Annotated in this window: 18 protein-coding genes; 1 reads left to right on the plus strand and 17 read right to left on the minus strand. The window is 33.5% G+C overall.

All coding sequences use genetic code 11. The features are described 5' to 3' along the window. The first annotated feature begins 1 nt into the window (after window position 1). The gene (locus JKP73_RS03485; protein WP_200410933.1) at window positions 2-859 is read left to right on the plus strand and encodes an alpha/beta fold hydrolase; all 858 of its coding nucleotides are present in this window, start codon (window positions 2-4) and stop codon (window positions 857-859) included. Window positions 860-934: 75 nt separating this feature from the next. Here JKP73_RS03485 and JKP73_RS03490 read toward each other — a convergent pair whose 3' ends face one another. From JKP73_RS03490 to JKP73_RS03570, 17 genes are all read right to left on the minus strand, one after another. Further along, a complete protein-coding gene (locus JKP73_RS03490) occupies window positions 935-1663 on the minus strand; it encodes an SIS domain-containing protein (RefSeq protein ID WP_188944048.1) in 729 nt (242 codons plus the stop codon). Next, a complete protein-coding gene (locus JKP73_RS03495) occupies window positions 1663-2394 on the minus strand; it encodes a creatininase family protein (RefSeq protein ID WP_031335122.1) in 732 nt (243 codons plus the stop codon). The genes JKP73_RS03490 and JKP73_RS03495 overlap by 1 nt, the downstream gene beginning before the upstream one ends. A 110-nt stretch (window positions 2395-2504) precedes the next feature. Continuing rightward, window positions 2505-3497 carry a phosphotriesterase family protein gene (locus tag JKP73_RS03500; RefSeq protein WP_160806737.1) on the minus strand — a complete coding sequence of 331 codons (993 nt, stop codon included), beginning with the start codon at window positions 3495-3497 and terminating at the stop codon, window positions 2505-2507. A 75-nt stretch (window positions 3498-3572) separates the two neighbouring features. Beyond that, complete coding sequence (gene ulaA / locus JKP73_RS03505; protein WP_021289580.1) at window positions 3573-4868, minus strand: PTS ascorbate transporter subunit IIC; 1296 nt, start codon at window positions 4866-4868, stop codon at window positions 3573-3575. Window positions 4869-4890: 22 nt separating this feature from the next. Further along, window positions 4891-5160 carry a PTS sugar transporter subunit IIB gene (locus JKP73_RS03510; RefSeq protein WP_021289581.1) on the minus strand — a complete coding sequence of 90 codons (270 nt, stop codon included), beginning with the start codon at window positions 5158-5160 and terminating at the stop codon, window positions 4891-4893. Further along, on the minus strand, window positions 5160-5603 hold the full coding sequence (locus tag JKP73_RS03515) for a PTS sugar transporter subunit IIA (protein WP_160806738.1): 444 nt from the start codon (window positions 5601-5603) through the stop codon (window positions 5160-5162). Before JKP73_RS03515 ends, JKP73_RS03510 begins: the two co-directional genes overlap by 1 nt. A gap of 5 nt (window positions 5604-5608) precedes the next feature. Further along, window positions 5609-7750: a BglG family transcription antiterminator gene (locus tag JKP73_RS03520; RefSeq protein ID WP_200416061.1), complete on the minus strand. Its 2142-nt coding sequence runs from the start codon at window positions 7748-7750 to the stop codon at window positions 5609-5611. A gap of 293 nt (window positions 7751-8043) precedes the next feature. Then, on the minus strand, window positions 8044-8676 hold the full coding sequence (locus JKP73_RS03525) for a sugar transferase (RefSeq protein ID WP_234447047.1): 633 nt from the start codon (window positions 8674-8676) through the stop codon (window positions 8044-8046). Continuing rightward, window positions 8648-9658 (minus strand): NAD(P)-binding domain-containing protein, encoded by a 1011-nt coding sequence (locus tag JKP73_RS03530; RefSeq protein ID WP_160806740.1) that lies wholly within the window; start codon window positions 9656-9658, stop codon window positions 8648-8650. The genes JKP73_RS03525 and JKP73_RS03530 overlap by 29 nt, the downstream gene beginning before the upstream one ends. A gap of 104 nt (window positions 9659-9762) precedes the next feature. Next, complete coding sequence (locus JKP73_RS03535; protein ID WP_160806741.1) at window positions 9763-10914, minus strand: glycosyltransferase family 4 protein; 1152 nt, start codon at window positions 10912-10914, stop codon at window positions 9763-9765. A 3-nt stretch (window positions 10915-10917) separates the two neighbouring features. Beyond that, window positions 10918-12198: a nucleotide sugar dehydrogenase gene (locus tag JKP73_RS03540; RefSeq protein WP_160806742.1), complete on the minus strand. Its 1281-nt coding sequence runs from the start codon at window positions 12196-12198 to the stop codon at window positions 10918-10920. Then, window positions 12198-13211: an NAD-dependent epimerase gene (locus JKP73_RS03545; protein WP_160806743.1), complete on the minus strand. Its 1014-nt coding sequence runs from the start codon at window positions 13209-13211 to the stop codon at window positions 12198-12200. Before JKP73_RS03545 ends, JKP73_RS03540 begins: the two co-directional genes overlap by 1 nt. A 12-nt stretch (window positions 13212-13223) precedes the next feature. After that, window positions 13224-14342 (minus strand): glycosyltransferase, encoded by a 1119-nt coding sequence (locus JKP73_RS03550; protein WP_160806744.1) that lies wholly within the window; start codon window positions 14340-14342, stop codon window positions 13224-13226. A gap of 23 nt (window positions 14343-14365) precedes the next feature. After that, window positions 14366-15856, minus strand: coding sequence for an asparagine synthase-related protein (locus tag JKP73_RS03555; protein WP_160806745.1), 1491 nt, complete (start codon window positions 15854-15856; stop codon window positions 14366-14368). Window positions 15857-15861: 5 nt separating this feature from the next. Continuing rightward, a complete protein-coding gene (locus JKP73_RS03560) occupies window positions 15862-16944 on the minus strand; it encodes a glycosyltransferase (protein ID WP_160806746.1) in 1083 nt (360 codons plus the stop codon). Between the two features lie 11 nt (window positions 16945-16955). Then, window positions 16956-18398: an oligosaccharide flippase family protein gene (locus tag JKP73_RS03565; protein WP_200410934.1), complete on the minus strand. Its 1443-nt coding sequence runs from the start codon at window positions 18396-18398 to the stop codon at window positions 16956-16958. A 15-nt stretch (window positions 18399-18413) separates the two neighbouring features. Further along, window positions 18414-19727 carry an O-antigen polymerase gene (locus JKP73_RS03570; RefSeq protein ID WP_160806748.1) on the minus strand — a complete coding sequence of 438 codons (1314 nt, stop codon included), beginning with the start codon at window positions 19725-19727 and terminating at the stop codon, window positions 18414-18416. Window positions 19728-19758 lie beyond the last annotated feature (31 nt).

The raw sequence follows: 19758 nt of genomic DNA on the forward strand, positions 1-19758 counted from the left end.
AATGTATGCAAATATTAACGATACGACCCTTTATTTCGATGTAGACGGAGCTCAATTAACACTAGAAAACGGACAGTTCAAAGAAAAGCCTGTCGTATTTGTCTTGCACGGTGGACCTGGCGGATCCCATTCAAATTTCAAACCACATTTAGATGCATTAACCAAAGAAGTCCAACTTGTTTATATCGACCAACGTGGCTGTGGCTATTCAGCTGAAGAGGACAATGCTACCTACACACTCACACAAAATGTTGCTGATATCGAGGCATTACGAGAATATCTTGGACTCGAAAGCATCTGGATATTAGGCCATTCCTATGGTGGGATGGTGGCCATGCAATATGCTTTACAACACGGCACTTCACTTAATGGCCTTATATTAGCAACCACTTCTCCATCTTATCAATTTATAAAGAAAGCAAAACAATTCATAAACGAACAAGGAAATGAAGAACAGAAATATTACGCAAATATATTATGGGAAGGAGGTTTCCAATCAGAGCAAGAATTACAAGCATATTATCAAGCGATGAGTTCACTATATTCCCATAAAATAAGCGATAATCAAGAACAAGTCAGACCGTCTGTGAAACGGTCATATCAAGCACTCAACAAGGGCTTCGGTGGATTTTTAAAGAACTTTGATGTTAGAGATGATCTACATACCATCACTTGTCCAACTCTAATTATTGCTGGAAGATACGACTGGGTAACCCCTGTCAGTGAAAGTCAAGAAATACATCAACGAATCCCTGGTAGTACCTTCCACATACTTGAAAACAGTAGTCACAGCGTATTTAATGATGAGAATGAGAAGACCATTTCCCTAATTCAAGCATTTATAGAGACTCATTTATAAGAAAATGAACCCCCGACACGCGGGGGGTTATACATAAAAAGAAATCAACGTTACGAAATTTTATTAACGGTACCTTTATAGTTGTATTCGTTGCTTATACGTATCAATCAATATTCGATTATGCTGATCAGCACCTTCAATATTTCCACTTAAGAAAACAGGTGGATCATAATCGTTTTCTGCCATTTGCTTGATAGACTCAGCAAAAATGGCATTTAGTATGGTTGCACCAATGACAGTGGAGCTAGGAGAAAAGTTTACCTCCACTTTGTCATGTGATAAGAGTGCATCCCCAACCGGCGCATGGTTATCAATTACTAGATCCACTACATCAAACAAATGCCGTTCACTTGTATGGCGTGATGGTTGGCTAGATGAATATGCCATGGAGGTAATTCCAATAACAAAGGCCTCTTTGCTTTTAGCCAAAACAGCCACATCAACTGGAACAGGGTTTCTTCCTGATGTCGAGATAACGATTACAAGGTCTCCTTTACGAATATCCTGTTCCTCCATAAATGTCTTTGCATAATCATTTTTTCTCTCTAACATAGAAGAACGAACAGCGCCTTCATGAAGCATTAGCGGTTCATGTAAAATAGGATGTATTGGAACTAATCCCCCTGCTCGATAATAAACTTCTTCTGTTAGGATATGCGAATGTCCACATCCAAATAAATGCACAATACCTCCATTTTGAATGACATCGGCAACTTTTTTAGCAGCATGATTTAATGCTTCCTGTTCTTCTTTTTTGACAATAGCTAGTAAATTAGTAATTTCACTGAAGTATTGTTGAATCATTATAACCCCTCCACTTTGAATGCTTCGATTATCTTAACCATATTCTCCAAGGCAGTTTCGATAATATATTCCCCTTTTTCTTTTGTCGCAAGGCTGGCATCTCCTAATACAGCTGTTTCGGTAAACTCCTCCCAAGGTGTAGGCGTGGAATCAGCGTGCATTGGTATATTTGGAATATCCGTAAGCGCCTTGTCCATATCAACGAATTCGGGAGCCAGGTACAGCATGTAAGATGTTTCGATTTCACAGGCATGAAAGTAAGTGTTATGGGTTGAATTGTTCTCTCTGACTTCAGCTGCCGCCTTGTTCATGCCTGGATAAAAGAAATAAAACACACGCATTTCCGGGCAGGATTCGTACAATACCCGCGCCGCTTCTTTTAATGCTGTTTGGTTCCCTAAATGCCCATTCACCATAGCAAATGTTCGAAATCCTTGTTTATAAAGACTTTCACCGATATCAACGAGAAAGGAGATCAATGAATTGTTGCTTACATTAATACTTCCCGGAAAGTTGCGGAGGCTCCATATCTGACCATAAGGTAATGTCGGCAGTACAAAAGCCTTCACACGTTCCGCCAATTTTTGGGATAACCGCTCAGCCAGAAAATTATCCGTACCAAGCGGTAAGTGAGGACCATGAGCCTCCACTGCACCGATTGGTAATATAGCAATTTGTGATTGATTCATTTTTTCTTTTATTTCAAATGAATTCTCATTTTGGAATTCCACCATGCCTCAAGCCCCCAATTTTTCAATGATTGTTTATATCGAAATAACCCCCGAACGGTTCATTCCAAAACGATGATTATGTCTACACAAAAACTCTCGCAACTTCACATCTATTTTTTAAATGCAAAGCAACGTGCCGGGTTATGGATGAAAAACTTTTCGATTAATCGTTGACCATCAAAACCATTCTGATTCGCTTCATCAATAAAACGTGGAACCCACTTGCCAATAATATTTTCCAAACCTAACCCGTAATCATAATGTTTGTAGTAGGATTTTCTTGCTGTGTCGCCACTCACCAATAATTGATCCTCATACCCTTTTCTAACCAGTTCTAAAATACATTGAATTCTTGTGCTTTCTGGGGCATACTTAATTTTTGAGATACCATCAAAGGAAAGTAGTGCACCAGTTTGTGCTACTTTCTCATGGTAGTAAGGATCTGGATTACGATCCATATGACCGAAGCTAATATGTTCTAAATGTACGCCTTCACTTTTCAGTAGTTCAATTTGTTCCAGAGCCATTGTCCCCGCTTCTGTATGAGAGTGCAATGGCGCTTTTGTTTCATGATGTGCTCGAGCTACTGCACGTAGTGTTTTTTCCTCTAACGGGGTTATTCGGTTATAGCCTGTACCAAATTTCACCTGGCCGCCACGTATATTCGTACCTTCCATCCCCTCTTCAATTTCGCAGATAACAAAATCAGCCAGCTTATTGATAGATGTTGCATCTATCCATTCATAATACGTATGATAGTCACCTGTTACTTTTTTTACGTGTTCAGGGATTTGCGCGTCCCAAAGGAAACTCTTGTTGAAGCCTGCGGTACCCACAATGGTGACATCCGTTTCCTCTGCGATCTCTTTCACTGCTTGCACATCACGTCCATAGTCCACTGCAGTTGCATCAACAATTGCTTGTCCACCGAAGTTTTTGAAGTCTAGCACATCCTGCTTGGATTTTTCTTTATCATCTAAAAGCAAATCATCGTTTTCTTGTTCCACCCAATATGGAGGGCGACAGACAATGTGTTCATGTGAATAGGTAAAACCTAATTTTGATGGAGCTATATCACCATGAAATGTTCTAATGAAACTCATATATATCACTCCTGATGTAAGTTTAATAGATCAATTGGAAAACGGGGATGCTATATCCCCGCTGATGGATCCAACCTAGAAAAATAGTTGCGATAAAAACCGAATAATCGGGCCTAAAATGAACATATCTGAATCTGCTGCCCACATGGCTGTATCTGGTACGGTGTCAGGTAGAAGCATTTTCACCATCACAAACTGCCCCCATGCAACAACAGTGGAGGTAATGAACCCACCTAGAACAGCACCTCTTACACCACCGGTTGCATTTCCAAATACGCCTGCAGTTGCAGAATGGAAGAACAGTACAATCATCGTTGGCACAAATACATAACTAACTGTATTTCCTAAAACAATCAACCAAATTAGTGCCCCAACAAAGGAGCCTAAAAATCCTAAAATGACAGCATTTGGTGCGAATGGAAATACAACTGGACTATCTAAGGCTGGCTTCGCACCAGGTACGATCTTGGTTGCAATCCCTTTAAATGCTGGAACCATTTCACCAATGAACATCCGTACACCTAATAGCACCACAGCAATACCAGCAGCAAACGTGAATGACTGAATAATCGAATATACGATGAAGTTCTGATCTCCAGCAGCTTCCACTAGCGCTTGCGCTCCTGGTGTATCCTTAAGGGAGATAATAATCGCACCAATTAAAAATAATAGTCCCATTGTTAGTGCTGTAATAACGTTAGAATCTCTTAGAAATTCCAAGCCTTTCGGAAGCTTGATTTTTTCAGAATCATTTTCTTTATTGCCTAAATATTTACCAGCCAGCGCACTTAATAAAGATACCGATGCCGAGGTATGACCCAGCGCAATATTGTCATTCCCCATGATCTTCCGCATGAATGGCTGCGTCAATGCAGGCTGAATGGTCCAATATAAGCCCATAAATACTGCTAGGAAGATAACGAGCTTACCAAATGAAACATCACCTGCAGTTTGAACCACAATTCCTGCAAAGATGGTGGTTGTCCAGAACATCATATGACCAGTTAAATAGATATATTTAAATCTAGTAAACCTTGCTAATAAAACGTTAATAACAAATCCTAGAGTCATTGCTAATGTAACCGCACTGCCATATTTAGCATTAAATGTTTCTTGCCCCATGAATTCTCCCAGTGGTTCTGCGGATAAATTAAATACTTCTTTCCACAGTGGTTCAAAAACCGTCAGCGCATCTGTAATTACCCCTGAACCTGCACTAATGATTAGAAACCCAATAACTGCCTTGAAGGTTCCGCTAATGACCTGGCTCATGCTTTTTTTCTGTAGTAATAACCCTAGAAGGACGATAAATCCAAGTAGAATCGCTGCTTGTCCAAAAATATTCGTCGCAATCCAAAAAATAACATCCATTCGAGTTCCCCCCTATATCGTTTTAACTCACAACGTTCTCATCAATTGCCTTATTAATTTCTTCCATATCAAAGTAGTTATTTACAATGAAAACTTTAGCACGATGACCTACCAGACCTTCTGCTAGTTCATTACTCGTTATTATATAATCGGCTTCCATTGTTGAAGCTGTAGAAACATCGGTATGTTCCACCTCTGCACTAATCCCTTTGTCTGCTAACGCTTGCTCCACATTCATTTTTAAAATTAAACTCGTACCTTGTCCTAATCCACAAACTGTCAATACTTTCATCACGATCTCCCCATTTCCACTATTTTTTTTATTTCTTCATAGGTTCCTGCAGTTGCTAACTTTTCTACATTCATCGGATCATTGAGAAGACCCGTTAATTTTCGAAGCAAGGTGATATGCTCCTCACTGGATGATGCACCTAAACCAAATACAAGACGAACTGGATCGTTCGAAGCGTGACCAAATACAATTGGATCCTTTAATTGCACCAGTGAAACAGAAGCTTCATTCACTCCATCTTCGGGTCTGGCATGTGGAATCGCAATACTTGGAGCTAGTACAAAATAAGGTCCGTTTTCCTTATAGGAATACTTCATCGCTTCAATGTATGACTTTTCGATGTACCCTTCTTTTAATAAAAGCTCCCCAGCAGCTTCAATAGCACCTTCTACATTTGCTGCTTCCACCCCAACCTTCACAATACTTTCTTCTAAAAACCTCATCGCATTCACTCACCTGTCCCTTTGCGTAATTTCATCTCCGTTGAATATGATTGAATCATTTTGATTAGTTGATGTTTGTCTTTTGTCTTCAGCATACTTTCCTTCATCTCTTTATTAGAAAATAGTCTTGTAAGTTGTGATAATGCTTTTAGATGCTGTTCATTATCTCGTGAAGCTAAAACAACCAGGACGTTTACAGATTTTCCTAATATGTCAGTGGCTTCTTCCAAATGCAGCATACTCATCCCTGTTTTTATTACTCCATCTTCTGGGTTAGCATGGGGGAGAGCAAAATGATCAGATATCACAATATACGGACCAACCCTTTTAACATTTTCGATCATCTCGACAACATAACTTTCTTGGATATACCCTTGCTTCAACAATGATTCAGCAGCAACGCTTATCGCTTCTTCCCAATGATCCACCCGCTTTTTAAGCACAATTCTATCTGATGGTAAAAGCTTGGCTAGGCCCGGTTTCTTTACTTCATTTTCTACATTTATTGGTGCATGAAAATAACTTCGAAGCTCCTTGGATAAGGATTCCTTGTCTTGAATTACTGCGTATCTTCGGACAATATCCATCACCGTTTCAACAGAATAAACTTGGTTTTTGGAGGAATGTTCAAACAAACTGTTTACTTTTTTCAATAACTGCTCTTTATCTTCATTATCTAATACAGGATTCACTACAAAAACTGGCACGTCCCTATCCATTAGTGGAATAGTTGAGACAATAAAATCAACATGCAAATCCATTTTTTCATATTCCCTTAATGAGGTTACCCCAATGGTTTCTACATCAGAAAATAGTCCTTCAAGCTGGCTTTCTAATAGTCTTGAAGTACCCAACCCATTCGTACAAACAAGAAGCATGCTTTTACGAGTCGGTTCAAGCATTACACCCTCTTTACGAAGCCATCCTCCAAAATGCATTGTAATCAGAGCAACTTCATTTTCATTCATTGGTTGACCGATTATATTTTCAAAATGATGTACTACTTTTTTCGTTAAATGAAATACTTCCGAATAATTTTTCTTAACCAAATCCCTTAAATCATTTTCTAGTTCAATGCCATATTTAATTCGGTAGAATGCTGGTTTTAAATGAAGCAGCAAGTTTTGAATCATTTGTTCCGGCTCTCTAAACTCAATTGCTGCATAGCGTTGAAAATCAGCAGCCATCTTTTCCACCACATGAAGCAAAGTGGTCATTTCTTTGCTTTCTAAGTGTGTTCTAAAATTGTAATTCACTTTTGCACTGAGCAGATACTTCGCGAAATAATATATTTCATTCTCTGGAATCGTCATATCAAATGTATCAGCGACATGATTACATAGGGACTGTATTCCTTTGTATTCATCCATCGTTTTGATTACTTCTCTTTCAACTGCGTCCACTTCTACAAATGATTGCTGCTCGATTCTCCTCAGGAAAAAATGAAACCAAATGATGATATTATTCAAAAATTCATCGGTAAACTCAACCATAAATCGTTGCTCATATGCATGTAAGGATTGACTTAATAACCGAATTAATGGAATATCGAATATACAATATGGTCCCATCATTTGGTTATCTTCTTTGTTCGCTGTCTCCTCCAGAGACAAGAAACTGTGCCATCCTTCTTTCGGAGTGACGATAGCTAAGAAATGAATCAACAACCTTCTGATATCGTTTTCATTTCCCTCTATAGCATATCCTGTCTTACGATCTGAATAGAAAATTAATTGGTATGTCTTCATTTCCTTCTTCAGTTTTTTAATATCTTCTAAAACGGTATTTCTACTTACTTGAAAGAGCTTTCTTACATCCTCTAAAAAATACGGTTCACTCTGACCGACAATATGAATATAAATCCATGCCCTTCTCTCCGTAGGGGAATACGCATAGTACGTCATTCCTGAGAAAGGATACTTCGTAATGATTGCTTTTTTAACCGCAGTTTCTAGATATAACCCTTGCCGTCTTACCTGCTTGATCTCTCCTAACTGATATTCATGCAGCCAATCATTTACTTTATCAAGGTCACTATAAATCGTACGGCGCGACACATTTAACAATGCAGCCAGTTCTTGAACAGTAATATATGCATCTTGTTTCAAAAGTTGATTTAAAACAGCCATACTACGTTGATCCATCATTATCCCCCTAATCAATAGTTCATAAGTAGCATGTTCTATACTTGTATTATACTAAGAAGGCATCTACGTGGTAAGACCAAAAGAACCACATGGGCATGTGCAAAATTGTACTGAAAAAGAAACGGAAATTGTTTGGAAAGGGATCAAATAGTAATATGCGAGACAAATCTATCAAAATGCGCTTCTATTGAGGCTAGATATTTACCAAAAAGAGGTAGAGAATTTTTGACATAGTTACACTAAAAAAACCTGTAGACAGTGCTACAGGGTACTCCGTACAACATCGAAGGATACTAAAACGATCCTTTACCTCCGACAACTTGAAAAACAGTTTTAATAAATACCTTTATATCTAACCAAAGACTAAAATGGTCGACATAATACAGGTCATATTTAATTTTCTCTCCATGATTCATTTCGCTTCTTCCATTAGCTTGAGCCCATCCTGTTATACCAGGTTTTACTATCAAACGTTTTTTCTGCTCTATATTATAACATCTAGTAATTTCAATGATTTCTGGTCTTGGCCCTACAATGCTCATATCACCTTTTAATACGTTAATAAGTTGCGGTAATTCATCTAAACTATATTTCCGAATAAATTTCCCTATCCTTGTTACATTTGGATTATCAACCGATCCTATTTTAAAAACAAAGTCATCAGGAACACCATTTTGCCAATCATAGATTCTTCCTTGACTCTTGCTATTCGAAGTTTGCTTTATTTTCATAGAACGGAACTTGTACATTTTAAAATAAAAGTCGTCCTTACCACTTCTCTGCTGCTTAAAAAACACTGGTCTTCCATCTTCTTTTACGATTAACGCTGCCAATACTAAAAATAACGGAATAAGTACGATTAAAACTACTAAACTAAATACAATATCAAACATGCGTTTAACTGCTAGTTGAAATGGCTTCTTCAACCTTATGTAGTCTGGATCTGTCTGTTTCACTGAGCTGTTCACTTGTCTTCACACCTCCACCACCATCTGCTATGCCAACTACTTGACTTGGTTCTGTAATATTATCAACAATAACTGTTCCCTCAGCACCAATATATCCCCCGGAAGCAATTGTTACATGACCTATCTTTGCTTGGCCAAAAATTTCATTAAAAAAGTCCTGCGTATAATCGTTATCAAAAAGCATTTGATAAGAAAAACCAATTCGCGTATCCAATCTTGTAATTTTGATATTTCTTGATAGCATATTTTGAATGAAACTACTGCTAAAATTATTTATTCCACCATCAATTATAAAAGAATTTAAACCGATGAATGGTAATAAATCTTTCTCTTTAGTTATTCGCCCAGATAAGAATGATACAACAACATCAGCCTTTTCATTTAGTTGCATTTGTTCAATGGTCTTAATAGTAGGTGAGTTTTTTGGCAAGAATAAATTTAAAGCTTCAGAGATCCGCTTTTCTTTTTCATTTGTTCTCCCCATTATATAAACGTATGCTTGTCTCTCAGCCAATCTTAAAGTAATTTTGCTAGCTAGGTTACCCGTTCCAATTACTACCACTTTTTTATTATATAGATCATCTTTTAAATGATTTCGAATTAATAGATCACAAGACTCTAATGTATTATCATTTGGCTTAACTGTTACTAACTTTGACTTTTTCACGATATTTCTTGCAAGTTCGAAAATATTTAAATCTTGTTTTTGTTCAATATCAATATATATGTAATCAACTTCTCCATCAAAAAAAGTAATGGTTTCCTTCAAATATTCTTCACTATTAATCATAAAACAAGACATAGTGGTATTTGAAATAGTTCTTCTAGGTAGAACTCTAAAGTCGAGTGCATGTTTTGCTGTTGTACTAATCATGATAGATGATTGTTTATGAATTTTTAGGTGAGATAATTCTGTTTGAAGAAGTTTTTTAATTCTCATTATTTATGCACCCGATCCTTCTATCTTATTTGCTTTTTACGTGATGCTTACTAAAAAAATATAAAACAGTTAAAAAATTACACCCAATACATATAGTACCGAAATTATTTTATTAATGAATTAAATAAATCCAATTGCTTACTTAATATTTTCTCTTCATCATATTCATTTTCAGCAATTTCCCTAGCTTTATTTCCCATCTTGATCCTTAAACCTTGATTATTAGTCATCTTAAGCATGTAAGAATATAATTCTTCCTTATTCTCTTTTTCAAATAAATAACCGGTTTCCTCATGCTCAACTTCTTCCCTGCAACCTCTTATATTTGTAGCGATAACAGGCTTTCTCATTGCCATTGCTTCAATAATAGATCGTGGTAAACCTTCTCTGTGACTAGGTAATATAAAAGTATCTGAAGCAGCTAATAAGCAATCTATGTCACTACGAATTCCTGTTAAAATAATATTTTCGTTTTTCTCCCAATCAGCTATAGAATTACTTATATCTTGGTCCCTCTCAGAATTTGACAATCCACCAATCAATAATAATTTTACTTTTTTATTTACTTTGATCACATTATTGAAAGCCTCAACTAACTCATAAATTCCTTTTTCTCTTACAAGCCTACCAATAAAGGCAAATACAAAATCTTCTTGATTGATACCTAGATTTTTTTTAAGATTTATTATTTCTTCTTCTTTTATTTTCTCTTGGTTAAACTTATTATAGATATCTACACCATTTCCAAGATGGATGATATCATTAGGCTTTTTGAACTTTTTTACTACACTTAGTTGATAATCTTCTTTACTTTGTAACAATAAATAATCTGTAGCTATTTTGGCAAAATACTTTTCAATTCTATAATAGAAATTATACGCTTGTTTTGACATGCCCTCATGAAAATAAAAACCATGTGCTGTATATATAATATTATCAACTCTAGCTAATTTAGCTGCAATTCTACCTAAGATTGAAGCTACTGGAGTATGAACATGAACAATATTATATTTATGAATTCTCATTAATTTAAATAGTTCTTTTATCGATTTTATATTTGAATTAAAATTTATCTTTCTATCAATATGAATGTCATGTACAATATACCCTTGATTTCTTAAGTCTTCTAAATTACCATCTTCTGCACAAGCAATATGGACTTCATAACCTTCACTAATTGATTTATCAATTAATGGCTTAAGTTGTTTATCTACCGTTGTTGATACAGCGCAAACCTGGAGAATTTTACCTCTCATAAACTATAATCTCCGTAGTTCTATATTTTCAGGACAATCTGATTTATCCAACTTACTTTTAACATCAAATACTATTCCTTTTCCATGCTTTAGTAGGTGGTCAAACATCCCCCAACCTTCATCCAAATAAGACTTATGTGGGACAGCGAAAACAACTGCTTCAGCAGGTTTTAACTCTTTATATGGACTTAAGTCAATTTCATATTCTTTATAAGCTTCCTCAGCATCTGCATATGCATCGGTTATTTGCACATTTATATCAAAATCCTCTAGTTCTTTTACTATATCTATCACTCTAGTATTACGTAGGTCTGACACATTCTCTTTAAAAGTAAAACCAAGTAAGGTAACAGTGGAACCTTGAACGGGCATATTTTTCTTAATCATTTGTTTGACTAAAGATGTTGCTATAAACTTTCCTACATTATCATTTGTCTTTCTACCTGCTAAAATTACTTCAGGATGATGACCTACTTTTTGCGCTTTATATGTAAGATAGTATGGATCTACTCCTATGCAATGTCCTCCTACTAATCCTGGTGAAAAATTTAAAAAGTTCCACTTTGTACCAGCTGCTTCTAGAACTTCTGCTGTATCAATACCTAGTTTTTCAAATATAACGGATAGCTCATTCATAAGTGATATATTCAAATCTCTTTGTGTATTTTCAATAACTTTAGCTGCTTCAGCTACTTTAATAGAACTTGCCTTATGCACACCGGCTTTTACAACGTCTCCATATACATCAGAAATAGTTTCGAGAACTTCATTATTTTGGCCTGAAACTACTTTAGTAATTGTAGTAAATGTATGCTCTTTATCACCAGGGTTAATTCTCTCAGGAGAGTAACCTACAAAGAAATCTTCACCACATTTTAATCCCGATGCTTTTTCAAGTACTGGGGCACATTCTTCTTCCGTTGCTCCTGGATAAACTGTGGACTCGTAAACAACAATTGTTCCCTTTGTTAGGTTTTCTCCTATTGTCTGAGATGCTTTAACCAATGGTATTAAGTCTGGCTGTTTATTATCTGTTATTGGTGTCGGTACAGCAACTATTATAAAATTTGCTTTACTTATATCTGATGAACTGGAAGTAAATTCAACTGCTGCTTCTTCTAAATCCTTAACATCAACTTCATTAGTTCGATCATAACCTTGCTTTAATTCTTCTATCCGTTGTGGATTTATATCGAACCCAATAATATTTTGCTTTTTTCCAAATTCTACTGCCAAGGGAAGTCCTACATACCCTAATCCGACTACAGCTACTCTTTGTTCCATTATAAATTCACCTCGTAATATTCTAAATACCAATCAATAAAGTTATTTACACCCTCTTGAATGGAAGTCTGTGGTTTAAAATTAATATCTCTAAACAAGTCTTCAACGTTAGCATATGTCTCAGGTACATCTCCTGCTTGAAGAGGTAAATAATTCTTCTTAGCTTTTTTACCTAACTTATTCTCTATTGCCTCAATAAAATCCATCAATCGAACCGGGCTATTGTTTCCAATATTATAGACCTTGTATGGCGCATAACTTGATCCTGGATCCGGATTTACACCTGACCATTCCGGATTTGGTTTTGCTGGTCTTTTCGTTAGCCTAGAAATACTTTCAACAATGTCATCAACATACGTAAAATCACGCATCATATTTCCATGGTTAAATACGTTTATGGGCTCATCATTTACAATTGCTTTAGTAAATAAAAATAGTGCCATATCTGGACGCCCCCATGGACCATATACAGTAAAGAAACGTAAACCAGTTGTCGGTATATCGTACAAATGGCTATATGTATGTGCCATCAATTCATTTGATTTTTTAGTAGCAGCATATAAGCTTAGTGGATGATCTATATTATCACTTGTTGAAAATGGTTTTGTTAAATTGGCACCATATACTGAACTGGAAGAAGCATAAATTAAATGCTTTATATTATTATGACGACACGCTTCAAGAATGTTTGTAAAGCCAACTATATTCGAGTTTATATAGGCATGCGGATTTTCCAAACTATAGCGAACTCCTGCTTGTGCTGCAAGATTAATTACTATATTTGGTTTATACTTTTCAAACGTTTTATTAACTGTTTCCAAGTCCTCTAAATGCGCTTTAATAAAAACAAAGTTATTAGTTAATTGACTTAATCTATATTCTTTTAAATGAGGATCGTAATAATCGTTTAGATTATCAATACCAATTACTTGATGACCTTCTTCAAGTAATCTTTTGGATAAATGTGAACCTATGAAACCTGCTGCACCTGTAACTAATATTGTTTTATTCATTTGGAAACCACCTTAAATTTTATATAATTCCTCAAACTGCTTTGAAACTTTAATAATATCAAAATTATTAACTACTCTTTTTCTAGCTAAAGACCCTAAATGCTCTCTCTCATCTTTAGACTTAATTAACATTTCAGTAATTCCATCTGCTAAAGAAATTGGATCTTTAGTAGGTACTGTAATGCCTGTATCTCCAACGATGTAAGCTGAATCACCTGCATCTGTCACAACACAAGGTGTCTCACATGCCATAGCTTCTCCTATTACGTTCGGAAAACCTTCATCTCTTGATGAAGAAACAAAAATATCTGCAGCTGACATTAAAGCAGGTATATCTTCTCTTCTATCCAGTAAGTTAATATTATTATTTAGATCATTTTGATTCAGGATTTTCATTAAATCTTTATTTTCTCTATTAATATCCGTACCTATTAAAAACGCATGAAATTTAAATCCCCTCTGTTTAACTATTTTTAATGCATTTAATAGATTTTCATGATCTTTTAAAATGTTCCACCGACCAACATGTACAATGTGAGGTACATTCTCATTATTATTAATAGTATTATTAGCACACTGTTTTTCTTCGGTTTCCTTGCTAAATTGACTTAACTCAAATCCATTCGGAATTACAACTAAATTTTTATTAGAGAACCCGAATCTCTCATGTACTTCTTTTGCTTTATATGAACAGCTAACTATTACATCAACACTCTTTGATAGCCTAGAATTAATCTTCGCCACCATAATAGTTGTAGATTTATTTAATTTTGAGTCTAAATTACTTCTTCGAATCCCCCATATTATTTTTTTAACCTTTGAAAACCTGTACATTAGATATCCAAACAAATCAGCATGATACATCCAAGTTTGAATTATATCCGTATTTTTGATATGTTTTTTTGCTTTTCTGAACCCTCTAACACTTGGAATACCTTGTTTCATATTTAGACTAATAACTTCAAATCCTAATTCTTTTATTCTTTTACCATAAATACCTTCATCCAGCATTGATATTACGTTTACTTCGTATTTCTTTTGATTCGTATATTTTAGTAATTTATACAGCATTGTTTCTGCCCCACCCATGTTCAGGCCTGTAATTATATGGGTTATTTTTAATTTTCTCATTTTAATCACATCTCTTAACCATGCTATTTTCTAAGCTTACTTCTCAAGGTTTGATAACCTCTAATTTTTGGAGGTATAATTAAAGCATTTAATCTATCTTTAAAACTATTTTCATAATTGACATAAGTATTTATATGATATTTTTTCAAAAACATTGAAAAAACCGTTAACCAACTTATTGTTGAATCAATTTTGTTAACACTGTTAGTAGTTGCTTTTGGCCACATTTTATATATCTTTATAAGAGATTTCTCATTAAATATTCCTAAATCCATTAATAAATCAAAATCTAATTCTTTTTCTATAAAACTCCTCAAATCGTTTCTCAACCAGGTACCATAATGATGTGAAGATGGTCTACCATTATCTTCACTTACATTCTCTTCACTACCAAAAACCTTACCTGTTCGCGCCCAAGGGATATCCGATATCTCACCAGGTAACAGTGGTAATATATTTTCATATAATATATCTGATCTAATAGATAAATCTAACCCCCATAGAAATCGTACAACCTTTGGTGAGGTAAATAATTGAAACAAGGGTTTTTCCATAGCAATAATACTCATTGCTGTAGTTAAATATCTTCGAGCGTGATTTCTTTGATATTCTGTTTCCCTATATTGATATTCTTCGCGGTTATGCTTATCTATTGAGTTTCTATAACTCATAGAATCTTTTTTCATTTTTTCATAATATTCCTGTACCAGCTCCTCGTTAAGTAAACCTAATTTATTAGCATTTTTAAAGACGACAGGAGGAGCGTTACTTAAAGAAGTGCCATTGTACTCAGCTCTTCCTAGTGTATCACCATAGCTTCCTGCTAATATAATATCAGTATCTGTATCTTTAGCTACTGCATTCATGGCATGTAAATTATAAGGGATAATCTCTGCCCCTACTTTATGTACTAGATGGAAATTTTCCTTTAATGTATCCGGGTCTAAAGGAAAATGTTTATAGTCCCAATGAAAAATATTAGCAATTCGTTTTGCATACCAAACGTCACGACTGTCATTAACTCCCCAATTATAGACAATTATATCCCCATTAAAATCCTTATTTATTTGAGTTTCTCTTAATACTCCTGCTAGAATTCTACTATCCATTCCACCTGATAAAAGAATCCCCACTCTTTTAGCATCACCAATATAATCTAAAATCTCTTCATATACGATTTCTTTCAACTTTATTGCTGCTTCTTTGGGATCGATAATTTTTTTGTCGTGTGGAGGAACTTCAAAATATTCCCATTCAGCCAATAGTTCATTATATTTTGCCAACCAGGGTGCTCTTTTTATTGACTTGATTAAAGTTTTATCACCTATTACATAGCTTCTCATTAATATTTCTATTACAGACTGTAATTCAAGTTCAGGTTTTCTTATTGGCGAATTCTTCAAAACCTCATTAAAATTCAAACTGAAGAACGGTTCCTCATTATCCATTGAATAGTAAGGGTATTGACTCCCAATGTATTCCTGTGTAGTTAACCAAATTGGCCAATTACTCATAAATTTTACTCCCCTTTTATAGCTGATAAAAATACATTTTCATATTTCTTAACTACGCTTTCAATTCCAAAGTGTTCTATTAATTTAGGAAGAACTTTGTCATCATATTGTTTAAAAGAATCTTCATTTATTATCAACTTGTCAACAAATCTATTTTCTAAATTTAGGCTTTTCAATATGTCTATGGTTCCACCAGGATGCTTTAGAATTAATACAGGTACTTCCAAAGCCAGTGCTTCAATAAGTGTATTAGGCATGCCTTCATGTTTGGATGCCATAATAAACAAATCAGCATGCTTAATCCATTTATATGGATTCATCTGAAACCCTAAAAAGATCACGTTTTTGGATAACCTCTTTTGTTCAACATATTCTTTCAATTTATTTTCTTTTGGACCTTTCCCTATTATGTAAAGATTAGTCTTTGAATTTTGTTTATAGTATTCATAAAATGCATCTATAATCTTTGGAATTCCTTTAACTTCAGTTAATCTACCTACAAAAAAAATGTTATTATATTGTGAATTAATTTTATTTTTTACATTTTCGCTAGTATCCAAAAGAATTGAATTTATATCAATTGGATTATAGATTTTAATAACTTTTGAAATATCTACACCCGTAAATTCAACGAAATCATCTTTCATCAATTCTGATTGACATATTATTTTATCTGCTTTATTGTAATATTTTGTTATTCTACTTTTTAATGATTTTATTAAAGGATTAGAACTTGTATTTTTAGAGATTATATTAGTTTGTCTCACTATTATTTTAGTTTTTATTGGAAAAAAATATTTTAATATGAGTAATATAATGTTCATATGTCCGTGCGTTGAAACAATTAACTCAGGTTTTTCATTACGGATTAACTTTATTATTTTAAATAGTGAATTTCTTAAACGTTTTTTATTTAAATTTATAACATTTATATTATCTGTTACGTTATACACATTCCTTTCATCGGATAAATATATAAGCGTAACATCAAAAACGGATTTATCAATTCCATTTACTAAATTTACAAATACTCTTTCTGCTCCTCCACCTGCTAGGCTAGGAATCATAAAAAAAACCTTTCTTCTCATAACATATCCTCCTAGCTTTTTAATTTTAATCTATAAAGAATTAAATCCCTAACACCAATAATATTCAGAATAAACATAAACATAAAATAGGTAATGCCCCCAGTAAGAACTATAATAATTAAATTTAACCAACTGACATTATTTATAGGTAAAAAGCTTAAAAGAATAAATAGCATAAAGTTAGAGAATATAATTTTAATTATTTGTTTCCCCGGAATACTCATTGGGAATATTTTAAAACCAATTAATATACTTAGTACAATTCCTATTAAATAAGATACTATTGTTGCAACAACTGCTCCTATGACTCCTAATATAGGTATTAATATTATATTGATAATAATATTTGATAGAGCACCAAATGCCACTGGGATAATTTGAGAGGAAGTGCTTTTACCTAACTGAAAAGCGTAATCAAAAAAATATGCTTTTAAACCTGCTAGAAAAGAAGCAATTGAAATCAACTGAATTATTCTTATAGCCTCAGGGCTATTATAATTACTTCCTAAAAATAAACCTGCTATAAACGGTGCCAACATGTACATGGCAATAGTAAATGGTAAAGTAATAGATAATAAAACTTCTGCGTATTGTCTTATTCTCTGATTCATTTTTTTAATCCTATTGTGCTCTAATTCTCTTACAAAAATAGGAAAGAAAGCCATGCTAAATACCATGAACACATTTGTCAATGTGAAGGTAGAAAATTCATATGGTAGAGTATATAATCCTACTGATTCAGCGTCCAAAAAATAATCAATTAAAATTCTATCAGATGAACTTACAATAAATACTAATAAAAATGAAAAGGTTAAGGGAAACCCATATTGAAAGGTTTCTTTTAAAAAACTTCTATTTAAGCTTAAATACTGTATGTTAAATTTAAAATATTTCTTAAAATATATTGCTATTGGGATAGTCTGTGCAATTATTATACCTATAAAAATTGCTTCTTCATTCAAATTAAAAATTAGTACCAAAGCTGTTATAAAGGTAATTTTTAGAATTGCTCTTGTTACCATACTATAAGCAAATACTTTTGATAGAAGTTTAGCTCGCGCTAAAGCCATTAATTGCTCATATAAAGCTTGTGAGATTATAACAATTAAACCTAAACTATATAAATCCCTTAATTGACTCTCAATATTGTATATACAGAGAAATAATACCCATAAGAACGAGAGACCTATACTTACCAGTAGGAATATAAACAACGTGAAATTTTCAAACTCATATTCTTTATTCTTTTTGTAATATTTTTGATAAAAACGAGAACAGCTCATTCTTATCCATGGAAATAATATAGATTGAATTAGTCCAAGTATTGCAAATACATATGCATATCTTCCAAATTCTTCTTTTGTAAAGATCCGTGCATATATCATCAATCCAAGAAAGTTCACTATACCTGGAATTATTTTTGCTGGAGCATAATGCAGTAAGTATTTAATCATTTTTTCACCTGGACTTTATATTTTATATAGCAAGTTAGTAGCATTCTTTTTTCTCTTAAAAAAATAGATAAATATAAGAAAAGCAAAAAGTAAACAAAAATCACTTTTGTACACATTTGTAGGACTTGCATAAGGAACTATTAGACTAAAGAAGAAAATGAACTGTATATAGAATATAACTACTAGAAGATTATTCTTATCTGACAATATCTTTTCTACGCAACCTATAGTAATACCAAAGAAAAAAGTAATTAATATTACTCCACTTATACCAAAACTATAAAAACCTAGACTTACAAGGTCTATTGGAATACCAGACATATTTAAAAAAGATTCTGTATTTAATTGGGTTGCATTCATAGGAACACTAAAAGGTAATATGGCAGAAGGTAATAAGTTAAAAAAACCAAGGAGAAAGTCAAAAAATAACCTTGGAACACCGTTGAAAAAGGAATTTTCCATTGCGTGTGTTAGAGTGTAAAATGGAAACGAAAACTCTCCAATAATCTGACTGAATTTTATACCGCTAACCTGTAATGATACATCACCTACAAAAAAATAATTAAAAACACTTTTTCCAAAGTATACTAAGAATAAAAAAACTACAATAATTAAAGGAATATATTTTAATATATTTTTTCTATAATACATAACATTTAATATAAAGAAACTAATTAAAAAAACTAATACTCCCATCCTACTTGCTCGATTAAAGTATAATAGTAGAGAAGCAACAAAATAAATAATAAAAAATAATTGATATCTATTAAAAAATTTACTTTTACTGTTTTTTGATAACCCATAAAAAATAAAGCAGGATATTGGAATGAATAATGCTAAATTTCTCACAAATGCTAATGGAGTAGGATCTATTGAACCACTTCTATATAAAGTATTAGTACTTAGAAAAGCTTCCACTCCACCAACTGAAAAAATAAAGACAAGTAAGAAGCTTATACCTAAAACACCAATTATATGTGCAAATTTTTCAACCATACAGTTGTTCTCTTCAAACTTAGATGGTAAGTTTTTTACTAATTTCCATCTTTTAGAAAATGATAAACCGAATAACATAGATAAATAACCAACAAGTACATAAAATAGAGCTTTAAAAGATGAGCCGCTTTCAACATCTACTATAAAAGTCCAAGATGAAAATTCTAGATTGAAAAAGTATATACTTAAAGGAGTAACAACAAAGCTTAAAAAAAATAAAAGGTTTACTCCTGATAGTAAATCGAATGGCTTTGAATCCTTTTTTCTTGTAAATTCATTTATTAAAATACAGAAACCTAAAATTACAGCAAAAATTGTCGAGTATATTCCCATTTTACACACCACTTTTTTATTAACATTATTA

It is taken from the genome of Virgibacillus salexigens, assembly GCF_014905415.1.
GTDB classification, from domain to species: Bacteria; Bacillota; Bacilli; order Bacillales; family Amphibacillaceae; genus Virgibacillus; species Virgibacillus salexigens.

What these genes read in the sequence shown, in the direction of transcription:
- JKP73_RS03485 (WP_200410933.1), top strand. Translation starts at nt 2, where the DNA reads ATGTATGCAAATATTAACGATACGACCCTTTATTTCGATGTAGACGGA.
- JKP73_RS03490 (WP_188944048.1), bottom strand. Translation starts at nt 1,663, where the DNA reads ATGATTCAACAATACTTCAGTGAAATTACTAATTTACTAGCTATTGTC.
- JKP73_RS03500 (WP_160806737.1), bottom strand. Translation starts at nt 3,497, where the DNA reads ATGAGTTTCATTAGAACATTTCATGGTGATATAGCTCCATCAAAATTA.
- ulaA (WP_021289580.1), bottom strand. Translation starts at nt 4,868, where the DNA reads ATGGATGTTATTTTTTGGATTGCGACGAATATTTTTGGACAAGCAGCG.
- JKP73_RS03510 (WP_021289581.1), bottom strand. Translation starts at nt 5,160, where the DNA reads ATGAAAGTATTGACAGTTTGTGGATTAGGACAAGGTACGAGTTTAATT.
- JKP73_RS03515 (WP_160806738.1), bottom strand. Translation starts at nt 5,603, where the DNA reads ATGAGGTTTTTAGAAGAAAGTATTGTGAAGGTTGGGGTGGAAGCAGCA.
- JKP73_RS03520 (WP_200416061.1), bottom strand. Translation starts at nt 7,750, where the DNA reads ATGATGGATCAACGTAGTATGGCTGTTTTAAATCAACTTTTGAAACAA.
- JKP73_RS03530 (WP_160806740.1), bottom strand. Translation starts at nt 9,658, where the DNA reads ATGAGAATTAAAAAACTTCTTCAAACAGAATTATCTCACCTAAAAATT.
- JKP73_RS03535 (WP_160806741.1), bottom strand. Translation starts at nt 10,914, where the DNA reads ATGAGAGGTAAAATTCTCCAGGTTTGCGCTGTATCAACAACGGTAGAT.
- JKP73_RS03540 (WP_160806742.1), bottom strand. Translation starts at nt 12,198, where the DNA reads ATGGAACAAAGAGTAGCTGTAGTCGGATTAGGGTATGTAGGACTTCCC.
- JKP73_RS03545 (WP_160806743.1), bottom strand. Translation starts at nt 13,211, where the DNA reads ATGAATAAAACAATATTAGTTACAGGTGCAGCAGGTTTCATAGGTTCA.
- JKP73_RS03550 (WP_160806744.1), bottom strand. Translation starts at nt 14,342, where the DNA reads ATGAGAAAATTAAAAATAACCCATATAATTACAGGCCTGAACATGGGT.
- JKP73_RS03555 (WP_160806745.1), bottom strand. Translation starts at nt 15,856, where the DNA reads ATGAGTAATTGGCCAATTTGGTTAACTACACAGGAATACATTGGGAGT.
- JKP73_RS03560 (WP_160806746.1), bottom strand. Translation starts at nt 16,944, where the DNA reads ATGAGAAGAAAGGTTTTTTTTATGATTCCTAGCCTAGCAGGTGGAGGA.
- JKP73_RS03565 (WP_200410934.1), bottom strand. Translation starts at nt 18,398, where the DNA reads ATGATTAAATACTTACTGCATTATGCTCCAGCAAAAATAATTCCAGGT.
- JKP73_RS03570 (WP_160806748.1), bottom strand. Translation starts at nt 19,727, where the DNA reads ATGGGAATATACTCGACAATTTTTGCTGTAATTTTAGGTTTCTGTATT.